The organism is Acinetobacter halotolerans (genome assembly GCF_004208515.1).
Classification (GTDB): domain Bacteria; phylum Pseudomonadota; class Gammaproteobacteria; order Pseudomonadales; family Moraxellaceae; genus Acinetobacter; species Acinetobacter halotolerans.
In genome coordinates, this window is the sequence record NZ_SGIM01000006.1 from 119,536 (window position 1) to 131,534 (window position 11,999).

Here is an 11,999-nt window from a genome sequence, read left to right on the forward strand (position 1 = left end):
AAGTGTTTTTTTACTCTTCAATAAAAAAGCCCCCAATTTTGGAGGCTTTTTTGTACAAATCAGATCATTACTGCTGTTGAGATAACATAAAATGCAATGGAGAAAGAATTTCTGCTTTCAATGCCAAGTTAATCATCGGATCTGGATAAATACCCAAGAACAATACCAGTAATGCAGCACCGAGCACCATGATCCCACCGACTTGTTGACCCCAATGGGCATCAGCATCAATACGCGGTACATCAGGTGGTGTCATATACATCACTACCATCACACGGAGGTAATAATACAAACCGATACCACTACCGACGACAATCATCGCAGCCAAGAACCAGTGCTGAGTTGTAACTGCAGCTAACACGACAAGGAATTTACCAATAAAGCCTGCTGTCAATGGAATACCGGCCAAAGATAACATCATCACAGTTAAAGCAGCAGTCAAAATCGGACGACGCCAGAACAAACCACGGTAGTCTGCAAGACTTTGTGCTTCATCCGCATTGTTATATGGACTTGACATCAACGCCACAACACCAAAGGCACCGATTGTAGTGAGTACATAAGTAATCACATAAACCGTTACGCTACCTAGACTTGCATAAGTCATGCTGATTAAAGCAATCAACAAATAACCAAAGTGCGCAATCGATGAATAACCCAAGATACGCTTCAAGTTCACTTGACGTACAGCGAGTAAGTTACCGACCACAATTGACAATACTGCAAGGATGGTTAAAACCGTAATTAAACCTTGATCAAGAATTGCACCAGAGGTGAGTAAGTAACGTACAAATAAACCGATTGTTGCAACTTTAGCGACAGTGGCCAAGAAGGTTGCCATTGGTGCTGGCGCACCTGCATACACGTCAGGCGTCCATTTGTGGAATGGAGCAAGCGAGAGTTTGAATGCCACAGCAAAGATAATTAATGCTAAGCCCAATAAGACCATTGGCTGATCAATAACAGCGAATAAATTCTGAACTGAATCATAGAATGACAATGAACCTGTATAAGCATAAATATATGCCATACCCATCAATAACATCGCAGATGCGGTCGCAGAAAGTACGAGATATTTAATCCCTGCTTCCAAAGACTGACTACGTTGATAGGTATACGCCAACATTCCATAAATCGGAATCGACATGAGCTCAAGACTAATGAAGAATGCCGCATAGTGTGAACTTGCAACCATCAACATTGCACCCGCTACTGAAGTCAGTAACAGGATATACAACTCTTCACGGTTGTCTTTATAAGTCTCGATATAAGCATGAGACAAAGTACAACACGCCAAAGCTGCAATCAAAATCAGAAATTGATAGAGCATGGTAAATGGATCAACCATAAACATGCCCATTACATTTACAGGAACAAAGCTTCCAGTAAACATGGTGTATACAATCAAGATTGCCGCGAGATTTAAACCTACCACTGAGGTTGTTGCAATAAGGTTATGATGGCGTTTAATCGCAATCAATAACATCACTACGATTGCAGTCAATGCCACAATCATCACGGGCGCAAGCGGCATAAGCTCAGAAAAAGAAAGTGTGAAGTTCATGATTTATTGCATCTCCACATGTTCAAGTTGAGTTGCAGCCTGCTGAACAGTTTCGACAACTTCTTGTACTGGCATATAACTATTTACTAACCACTGCATACTCGAATGAGACACATCCAAGAATGTTTGAGGGTAAATACCTAACCAAACTAAACCAATCACGCAAATCATCAAAATGCTGACTTCACGCGCCGATAAATCTTTAAGTGGGCTTGTATAATGTTGCTTTTGTTCAGAATTTGGCTCACCGAATAAGGCTTTGTGAATCAAGATCAAACCATAAAGACCAGCAAATACCAAGCTCACTGCTGCCATAATCGTGAAGGTTGGATAGGCTTTAAATGAACCCATTAAGATCAGGAATTCACCAATAAAGTTACCTAACCCAGGTACACCAACAAGTGCCGCAACGAAGAACATCAAGAAGAATGGCAAATATTGTAGTTGACCACGAAGACCGCCCATTAAGCGCAAGTCACGGGTATGTAAACGTTCATACACTTGACCCGACATGATGAACAATGCAGCTGATGACAAGCCATGCGCCAGCATCATAATCATTAAGCCTTGGAAGGTCAGAATGTTACCTGCATAGATAGCAAGTAAAATGAAACCCATGTGTGAAATAGACGTATACGCGAGTAAGCGTTTCATATCTGTTTGCTGGTACGCCAAGAATGCGCCGTAGAAGATACCAATTAGACCCAAAATGATCGCGATATCAGCAAATTGTGCTGATGCTGCTGGGAAGAATGGAATCACAAAACGAAGTAAACCGTACGCTGCAGTTTTAATCAAAATCCCTGCTAAGTCCACAGAACCCGCTGTTGGTGCTTGCGCATGCGCATCTGGCAACCAACCGTGTAATGGAAATACAGGAAGTTTCACCGCAAAACCGATGAAGAAACACAACATAAATGCATAAGCAACTTCTGGCGGTAAACGGTGCGCTACAGCCATAAGATAGTTGTAATCGAACCCAATCATGCCTGTCATCGTGTATCCATAGACAACAAGTCCTACGATACCGATCAACATGATCAAACCAGCGATTTGTGTGTACAAGAAGAACTTGGTAGCAGCATAAACACGTGAACGACCATTCGAGCCTTTATGACCCCATAACGCAATCAAGAAATAGATTGGTACAAGCATCATCTCCCAGAAGAAGAAGAACAAGAATAAGTCAATTGCAAGGAAGACACCGATAACCCCACCTAAACTCCAAAGGAGGTTTAAGTGGAAGAAACCAACGTTTTTCTGAATCTCGCCCCATGAACAGCCAACAGCAAGTACACCCAGTAATGCAGTCAGTAGCACCATCAAAAGAGATAAGCCATCTACTGCAAGATGAATACTAATACCTAAGGTCTGAATCCAAGGAAGGTAGAACTCCGCCGCCCAAGATGGTGTTTGGCTACCTAACTTATAGACAAAATCACCATTTTGCCAAAGTGCGATACCTAGACCGAAGGTAATCAACATACCAATCAAGGCAATCCAGCGCGGTAAATGTTGGTCGAATTTATCTACCAACCAACAAATAAAACCAGCAATGAAAGGAACTAAAATCAGTGCGGGTAAAATTAAATTATTTTCCATTTTATTTCCCCACAACCTCAATAACGATCAAGACCATCAATAGCACCACGATACCAAGTGACATGCTTGATGCGTATTCACGTAATGAACCTGTTTGACGCGAACTTGTAAAGCTATTACCACCTTGCACGATCGCAGGAAGTACCAACCACAAACCATCTACTGGATCGCGACCTAAAATTTTCGCAATCAATAAATAAGGTTTTACAAATACAATGTTATATAAAGCATCGAAACCAAATGCAGTACGGCAGATGTGTGCTAAACCTGAACCCAGCGATGTTTGAGCAAAAGATTTGACTGCACCATAGGCAAAGACAAACAGCACAATACCAACCACCAAACCAGCCAGCGCAATACCAACCGCTTTTAATTCAACCGCATGCTGTAAATGTGCTAGCGCATCCGTCATCACAAATGCAGGGATACCCGCGGTATTTAACAGCCCTTGTACTGGACCTTGCAACAAAGCACCAACACCAGTTGAAAGTACAGCCAAAATTGCAAGCGGCGCCCAGTAAGTCGCACCTTTGATTTCGTGATATGGGGTCTTTTCTTCACCAAAGAATACAATCCAAATCAAACGGAACGTATAAATAGAGGTTAAGAATGCACCAGCAACACCCACCCAGAATAATGAGCCATAAGTCTCAATACCTGTAGTGTGACCATGCGCCCAAACTTGCCATAAAATCGCATCTTTAGAGAAGAAACCGACGGTGATAAATGGGATTGCAGCTAGTGCACCACCACCAATCGCAAAACAGGCAAATAAGAATTTGTTATGCTTGAACAAGCCACCCATCTTGAAAATGTTTTGCTCATGATGGTAGGCCAAAATAACCGCACCAGAAGACAAGAACAATAACGCTTTAAAGAATGCATGCGTCAACATGTGGAACAAACCAGCTTGGTATGCTTCAGCACCCACCGCCATAAACATATAACCGAGCTGACTCATGGTTGAGTAAGCCAAGATACGTTTGATATCGGTTTGAACCAATGCTGCAAAACCAGCTACTAGCAATGTCACCGCACCTGTAATCGAAATGAATTGCATCACTTCTGGTGCCATTTCCATCACAGAGAACATACGACAACACAAGTACACACCCGCTGTAACCATGGTCGCTGCGTGGATCAATGCAGAAACTGGTGTCGGACCTGCCATCGCATCCGCTAACCACGTTTGGAGTGGAATTTGCGCTGACTTACCTGCTGCACCCAAGAACAACATCAATGCTGTCCAGATCGACAATGAAGAGCTTTGCGTCATCACCGCTGCTGCATTTTCAACAATGTACTGGATATTCAAAGTACCAAACTGTTGATAGAGCAAGAACAATGCGATCAGTAAAAATACATCACCCACACGCGTTACGGTAAATGCCTTGATCGCCGCCCAACCATTGGCTGGGTTAGAATAATAGAAACCAATCAGCAAGTATGAGCAGAGACCTACACCTTCCCAACCTAAGAACAATAACGCTAAGTTATCGCCAAGTACCAACAACAACATGCTGGCAACGAATAAGTTGAAATAAGAAAAGAAGCGTGCATAGTCTTCTTCACCACGCATATACCAAGATGCAAAAATGTGGATCAGGAAACCAACCCCTGTCACCATTCCCATCATCAGCAATGAAAGGCCATCAAGTTGTAAACTAATCCCTGGTTCAAAACCACCAACACTGAACCATGTCCACAAATGTTGAATAAAGACAGTTTCACCACTATTGCTAAATGCAAGACCTGCAATTAATGCAAATAAAGCAGATAGACCAACTGAACCCACGCCAATAATTGCGGCTACATTTTCAGAAAGTTTGTTACGTCCTGCCGCTAAAAGGATAAAACCAATGAGCGGGAATAAAACGGTTAAATATAATGTACTCATCCGCGCATCTCACTAGCAGCATCTACATCCAAATGATGGAAGCGATGATAGAACTGAAGAACGATCGCAAGACCGATACACGCCTCTGCTGCTGCAAGGGTCAAGATCAAGATGAACATGACTTGTCCATCTGGTTGCGCCCAAACGCTACCCGCTAAGACGAATGCCAATGCGGCGGCATTCATCATCACTTCAAGGCTCATTAACATAAATAATAGGTTGCGTCGCACCATTACACCGTAAAAACCCAGTGCAAAAAGGATGGTTGCGACAATCAAACCATGTTCTAAAGGGATGTGTCCCATTATTCTTTATCCTCTTCTGCACCTGGTTCACGTTTGCCTAGGTGGAATGCTGCAACTAACGCTGCAAGCAATAACATCGCGGCAACTTCTACCAATAATAGATAATGCGTAAATAATGCTTGTCCCACTGCTTTAGGACCCACTACTTCACGCCCCATCACTGCACCTGAAGTCGTATAGTCGCTACCCAGCATCCAGACTAAAAGCAAGCCCATGAGAAAACTCATCAATGCGGGAAATGCCCAAGCATCAGAGCTCAACCACTTACTTTCTTGTTCAACGGTGTCTTGACCAAGATTTAACATCATGACCACAAACACGAACAAGACCATGATCGCGCCTGCATAAACGATGATCTCAAGTGCAGCAGCGAATGGCGCACCGACGATCAGGAAAATACCTGCAACCGCAAGTAGTGACACGATCAAACTTAAAAGTGCATGTACAGGATTCGTATTAGTCACAACACGAATAGTCGAAACGATGGCCACAAGTGCCATCAAATAAAATGGCCACATCATGGTAATAAGCTCCGTACATCGACTGGCGCACTTTCTTTTTGTGCTTGACCTTTGCCTTTACCATCAATCGCCATACCAGCAACACGGTAGAAGTTATAGTCAGGGTATTTACCCGGCCCAGAAATCAATAAGTTTTCTTTCTCGTAAACCAAATCTTGACGTACATATTCACCCAATTCGAAATCTGGGGTCATTTGAATCGCAGTTGTTGGGCAAGCTTCTTCACACATACCGCAGAAGATGCAGCGAGAGAAGTTAATACGGAAAAATTCTGGATACCAACGTCCATCTTCTTTTTCCGCTTTTTGTAATGAAATACAGCCCACAGGACATGCAACCGCACATAAGTTACATGCTACACAACGCTCTTCACCATCTGGATCACGCGTCAATACAATACGACCACGAAAGCGTGGAGGCACAATTTGTTCTGCTGGTACTTCTGGATATAAAATCGTGTCACGTTTACGCGTTACATGGCTAAACACCATCCACAACGAACGTACAATCGATCCGAATCCAGCTAGAATTTTATACATTTTGTACTCCCTGCTGTCCTAGGCCTGATTCATCAGAATCACAGCACCAGTCACTAACAAGTTGACCAACGCCAATGGCAAACAAACTTTCCAACCAAAATTCATTACTTGGTCATAACGCGGACGCATTAACGAGCCACGAGCCAAGACAAACATCATCACGAAGAATGCTGTTTTGATAATGAACCAGAATACTGGTGGAACAAATGGAATTTCTAAGTTAAATGGTGCAAGCCATCCACCGAAGAATAAAGTCACGATCAAAGCAGAGATCAGCACCACGTTGACATATTCAGCAACGAAGAACATCCCCCACTTCATCCCACCATATTCAACATGGTAACCCTCAGCCAATTCTTGCTCGGCTTCAGGTTGGTCAAATGGATGACGATGCGTCACCGCAACGCCTGCAACCACAAAGATCAAGAAACCTAAGAATTGTGGAATGATGAACCACATATCACGTTGTGCTTCAACGATTTCACGAAGGTTAAATGAGCCTGCAATCGCAACCACACCCATCAACGAGATACCCAAGAACACTTCATAAGAAATGGTTTGAGCCGCAGAACGTAAACCGCCTAATAATGAGTATTTGTTGTTCGAAGCCCAACCACCAAATAACACGGCATAGACTGCAATACCCGCCATTGCCATAAAGAACAATAGACCGATACTCATATCTGCTACGCCCAACATCGGACTCACAGGAATGACCATGAATGAAAGAACCGCAGTTGCCATCGCAACTGCTGGTGCTAAACGGAAAGTTAACTTATCTGCAAACTTTGGTGTCCAGTCTTCTTTAAACATGATCTTGAGCATGTCGGCAACGATCTGGAACATGCCACCTGGACCAACACGGTTTGGACCATAGCGATCTTGCCAGAGTGCTAAAAGACGACGTTCAATAAACGACATCAATGCCGCAATCAACACCACAACCAGCAGAATAACAATCGCTTGAATCACTGAATAAGCGATTGGCCATTGCTCAGCCCAAAGTGGCGTTTGACGTATAAATTCTTGATTCATGAATTACACTCCTACTGCCACAGACACAGGCTCAGCCAATGAAACCGTTGGTGCTAAACCAATTGGATAACCAATATAACCCGTTGGTAAATATTCGATCACTTGTACAGGTAAGCTAATACTGGTCTCACCCGCTTTAATCGTAATACGTTGACCATCTTGAACATTTAAACGTGTCGCATCTTGTTCAGCCACTGCAAACATCGCTTCAGGAATACGAGATTCCATCGCAGGCGTTTTAATCGTGAACTCACCAGAACCAAAAATATGGTGCATTGGTACAAGACGGAAACTTTCAGGATTCACAACAACTGCTGTCGGTGCAACATAGCTACGTGCTGGACGCTTGGCTAAACGATCGAATAATCGAACACCTGAATCACCACCTTTTAAGTGACCACCCACTTCATCTTGGTATTTGTTCCAAGCTTGTGGTGAGTTCCAACCTGCAGCCCATGCAAATGGAACCAACGATGACGCATTCTGTGTTCCAACATAACCCTCCATCGAGTAGGTCAATGCCGAATCTAGATCAGTCGGTTGCTTTGGTTCATGCACCGAAATTCCTGCTCGCATCGCAGTACGCCCCGAATAACGACGTGGTTCACGTGCGATTTTCAAACCATGAACACGATAGCCTGCATCTGGTGCAACATCTTGAATCGCTTCAAGTACTGGAACATTTTTAACAATGTCATCAATCACATCATCAAGTAACGTCCAGTCAACCACTTTACCTTTTAGACCCGTCTCAACGGCGTGTAACCAGCGCCATGATTCTTTAATCGCATATTCAGGTTTGTAGTAGCTTGGGTCATAGACTTGATAGAAACGTTGTGCACGGCCCTCTTGGCTCACCACCGTACCATCACCCTCAGCAAAACTTGCTGCAGAAAGGACGATATCTGCCAATTTCAAGGTTTCAGTTTCACTGTGGTCAAGTACGATCACTGTTTCAGCTTTATCCAACCCAGCTTTGACTTGTGCAACAGGTAAACGACGCGTTAAATCATTTTCAACAATGACAACCGCATCATAATCTTGTGCGAAGGCTTGTTCTAAGCTTAAACCACCAAACAATGCCAAGCCCATTGAGTTCACTTCAGGAACCGTCAAGGATAAACCTGCATTTCCACCCAAGTTTTGAGCAACTTGTGCTGCTGCTTCCATGATTGCAGGATCTTGCAGACTCGTACCAGAGATAATCAATGGCTTGGTCGCTGCTTTCAATGTGTCAGCAATCGTTTGTGCAAATGCTTTTGCATCATCTGCTAAACCAGTCAATGCTTCGCCGTTTACAGCTGCAGCAACAGCAAAACCTAAACGCGCAATATCATTTGGCGATGCAACCACTTCACCCGTTGCCACATCCGCTAAACGCGTTTGTGTTGCAGCAAGGATATAGATTGGAGATTTTGCATCTTGACCAATACGTTGTACAGGTTCTGCTAACCAGTCTGGTGTACGGGTCTTGGCCGCCATTTCTTTGGCTTTATTTTTCGCTGCTTGGCGAACAGATAAAGCCATACGTGGTGCAGTTTGGGTTAAGTCTTCACCCAAGATCAATACTGCATCATAGCTTTCAATTTCACGCATGTTCGGGTTATGAATACCCTGTGTTTGCATGATTGACGCAGCCAACTCAACCAGATTTTGCTCTTTTTGCGACATTCCGGTTGAATAGTTGTCTTGTCCAACCAATTCACGAAGTGCGTAGTTTGATTCCAAGCTTGCGCGTGGTGAACCAATTCCTAACACTTTCTTGCCTTGAAGTTGATCAATCACTTGATCAAGTGCCTGATCCACAGTCACGGTTGCAACAGAGTCACCATTGCGGAACTGTGGTTGACGAGGACGATCTTCACGGTTGACATAGCCAGTCCCGAAACGACCTTTATCACACAGGAAGTATTGGTTCACTTCACCATTGAAACGGTTTTCGACACGACGAATTTCGCCATAACGCTCACCCGGTGAAATGTTACAACCTGAAGAACAGCCAAAACAAACACTTGGTGCGTACTGCATGTCCCATTTACGGTTATAACGTGCAGAATGTGTTTTATCGGTAAATACACCAGTTGGGCAAACTTCAGTCAAGTTACCAGAGAATTCAGATTCTAAGGTTCCTGATTCTGGACGTCCAAAATACACACGTGATGCATTGGCATACACACCAAAGTCTGTACCGCCAGCATAATCCTTGTAATAACGCACACAACGATAGCAAGCGATACAACGGTTCATCTCATGCGCAATAAACGAACCCAATTCTTGATTATGATGGGTGCGCTTGGTAAAGCGGTAGCGACGACGATCGTGCTGTGTCATCACCGTCATATCTTGTAAATGACAGTGCCCACCTTCTTCACAGACTGGACAGTCGTGTGGGTGATTGGTCATTAAAAATTCAACGATCGATGCACGAAACTCGGTTGCTTCTTTGTCTTCGATAGAAATATAGGTATTGTCGGTCGCAGGTGTCATACATGACATCACTAAACGTCCACGTGTGTCCTCAGGATTTGCATACTGAGTCACCGCACATTGACGACAAGAACCAACTGAACCTAAGGATGGGTGCCAACAAAAATACGGAATATCAAGTCCGAGAGATAAACATGCTTGTAGCAAGTTCTCAGAACCATTGACTTCGTACGATTTTCCATCGACATGAATTGTAGCCATAGTCGAATTCCTTAAGCTTGTTCTACGTCAAGAGCTGGAGCATGGGTTTTAACCTTTGCTTCAAACTCATGGCGGAAATATTTTAATGCGCCCATCAGCGGCTCCATCGCACCCGGTGCATGGGCACAGAAAGTCTTACCGATCCACAACTTTTTAGTGAGTTCAGACAGATGTTGAATGTCTTCCATCTTCCCTTTACCATCTTCAAGTGCTTTCAGTGCTTTAACAGCCCAAGGTAGACCATCACGACATGGTGTACAAAAACCACAAGATTCACGCGCAAAGAATTCTTCTAAATTACGGGTCGCAGAAACCATACATTGGGTTTCATCAACCACCATTAGCAAGCACGTTCCTAAACGAGAACCCGCCTTCATAATGCTTTCAGCATCCATTGGTAGGTCAATGTGCTCAGCAGCCAAGAAGTCTGTTGATGCACCACCCGGTAACCATGCTTTCAGGGTTAAACCATCACGCATACCACCTGCATGCTCTTCAATCACTTCACGCGCAGTCGTACCGAATGGAAGCTCCCAAAGTCCAGGGAATTTCACTTTACCTGATGCACCATAAATCTTGGTGCCAGGGTCTTTGGATTTATGCGCAGAAAGATTGATATACCATTCAGGACCACGCAGCATAATCGCTGGCAAGTTATTGTAGGTCTCAACGTTATTGACAATCGTCGGACGCCCCCATGCGCCTGCCACCTGTGGAAATGGTGGTTTCGTACGCGGGTTGGCACGACGACCTTCAAGCGAGTTAATCAATGCAGTTTCTTCACCACAGATATAACGACCTGCGCCTGTATGCACGTGCATCTCAAAGTTCCAGCCAGTCCCTAGGATATTTTCACCCAAGTAACCTTTGGCACGGATTTGCTCTAATGCTTCATTTAAGTATTGAGCAGCTTCAACATACTCACCGCGAATGAAAATATAGCCATGTGTCGCTTCTAGGGTATAACCTGCGATCAGCATCCCTTCAATCAATTGATGCGGAAGCTTTTCCATCAGCAAACGGTCTTTAAAAGTACCCGGTTCCATTTCATCGGCATTACAGATCAAATAACGTGGACCACCATCATTAGGTGCCATTAATGACCATTTAATTCCTGCTGGGAAACCTGCACCACCACGACCTTTTACGGTTGCAGCTTTGACCACTTCCAATACATCTTTTGGTGGCATACTGAGTGCTTTTTTAAAGCCTGCATAACCTTCAAGCGCTTCATAATCATCAGCAGCACGAACATGCTCTTGCTTACTCAAACGCCAAGTCAATGGATGTGTTTCTGGGTTACCGTCGCCATAGATTGGTTTTGGTTCAGTATTCATACATACTTCTCCAATAACTGTTTGACTGATGACACATCCACTAAACCGTGGGTATCTTCATCAATCATTAAAGTTGGACCTTTGTCACAGTTGCCTAAACAACAAATTGGCAGCAAGGTAAAACGACCATCTGCTGTGGTTTGTCCATATTGGATTCCCAACTCACGCTGGAAAGCCTCTGCCAAAGTTTCTGCACCCATCAAGAAGCAAGCAATAGAGTCACACAATAAAATCACGTGACGGCCTACAGGCTGGCGATAAATGCGGTTATAGAACGTTGCTACACCTTCCAAATCAGCCACACTCATACTCAATAATTGCGCAATCGCATTCATTTGAGCGTCATCTACCCAACCATTACGGCGTTGTACACACTTGAGCGCATCAAGTGATGCAGCACGTGGGTACGGATAGTGATCAATGTGATGTTCAATGTCATGGATTTCTTCAGCAGTCAAAATCCCTTCAACATTCACACGAGGTTTTTTATCAGTCAAAATCATCATTATCG

At 43.9% G+C, this 11,999-nt stretch carries 10 protein-coding genes; all 10 read right to left on the reverse strand.

The window, feature by feature from the left end:
• Positions 1–67 precede the first annotated feature (67 nt).
• From nuoN to nuoE, 10 genes are read right to left on the reverse strand one after another with little or no spacing between them, the layout of a single operon-like run.
• The gene (gene nuoN / locus EXE30_RS08975) at positions 68–1,564 is read right to left on the reverse strand and encodes an NADH-quinone oxidoreductase subunit NuoN (protein WP_130162086.1); all 1,497 of its coding nucleotides are present in this window, start codon (positions 1,562–1,564) and stop codon (positions 68–70) included.
• A gap of 3 nt (positions 1,565–1,567) precedes the next feature.
• Positions 1,568–3,166 carry an NADH-quinone oxidoreductase subunit M gene (gene nuoM / locus EXE30_RS08980; RefSeq protein WP_130162087.1) on the reverse strand — a complete coding sequence of 533 codons (1,599 nt, stop codon included), beginning with the start codon at positions 3,164–3,166 and terminating at the stop codon, positions 1,568–1,570.
• A 1-nt stretch (position 3,167) separates the two neighbouring features.
• Positions 3,168–5,063, reverse strand: coding sequence for an NADH-quinone oxidoreductase subunit L (gene nuoL / locus EXE30_RS08985; protein ID WP_121930107.1), 1,896 nt, complete (start codon positions 5,061–5,063; stop codon positions 3,168–3,170).
• On the reverse strand, positions 5,060–5,368 hold the full coding sequence (gene nuoK / locus EXE30_RS08990; RefSeq protein WP_004638057.1) for an NADH-quinone oxidoreductase subunit NuoK: 309 nt from the start codon (positions 5,366–5,368) through the stop codon (positions 5,060–5,062). Before nuoK ends, nuoL begins: the two co-directional genes overlap by 4 nt.
• Positions 5,368–5,886 carry an NADH-quinone oxidoreductase subunit J gene (nuoJ, locus tag EXE30_RS08995; protein WP_171065302.1) on the reverse strand — a complete coding sequence of 173 codons (519 nt, stop codon included), beginning with the start codon at positions 5,884–5,886 and terminating at the stop codon, positions 5,368–5,370. The genes nuoK and nuoJ overlap by 1 nt, the downstream gene beginning before the upstream one ends.
• Positions 5,886–6,428, reverse strand: coding sequence for an NADH-quinone oxidoreductase subunit NuoI (gene nuoI, locus EXE30_RS09000; protein ID WP_121930106.1), 543 nt, complete (start codon positions 6,426–6,428; stop codon positions 5,886–5,888). Before nuoI ends, nuoJ begins: the two co-directional genes overlap by 1 nt.
• 18 nt (positions 6,429–6,446) lie before the next feature.
• A complete protein-coding gene (gene nuoH / locus EXE30_RS09005) occupies positions 6,447–7,463 on the reverse strand; it encodes an NADH-quinone oxidoreductase subunit NuoH (RefSeq protein WP_130162088.1) in 1,017 nt (338 codons plus the stop codon).
• A 3-nt stretch (positions 7,464–7,466) separates the two neighbouring features.
• Positions 7,467–10,151, reverse strand: a complete 2,685-nt coding sequence (gene nuoG / locus EXE30_RS09010; RefSeq protein ID WP_130162089.1) for an NADH-quinone oxidoreductase subunit NuoG — start codon at positions 10,149–10,151, stop codon at positions 7,467–7,469.
• A gap of 11 nt (positions 10,152–10,162) precedes the next feature.
• On the reverse strand, positions 10,163–11,488 hold the full coding sequence (gene nuoF / locus EXE30_RS09015; RefSeq protein WP_130162090.1) for an NADH-quinone oxidoreductase subunit NuoF: 1,326 nt from the start codon (positions 11,486–11,488) through the stop codon (positions 10,163–10,165).
• The gene (nuoE, locus tag EXE30_RS09020; RefSeq protein WP_004669859.1) at positions 11,485–11,994 is read right to left on the reverse strand and encodes an NADH-quinone oxidoreductase subunit NuoE; all 510 of its coding nucleotides are present in this window, start codon (positions 11,992–11,994) and stop codon (positions 11,485–11,487) included. The genes nuoF and nuoE overlap by 4 nt, the downstream gene beginning before the upstream one ends.
• Between the last annotated feature and the right edge of the window lie 5 nt (positions 11,995–11,999).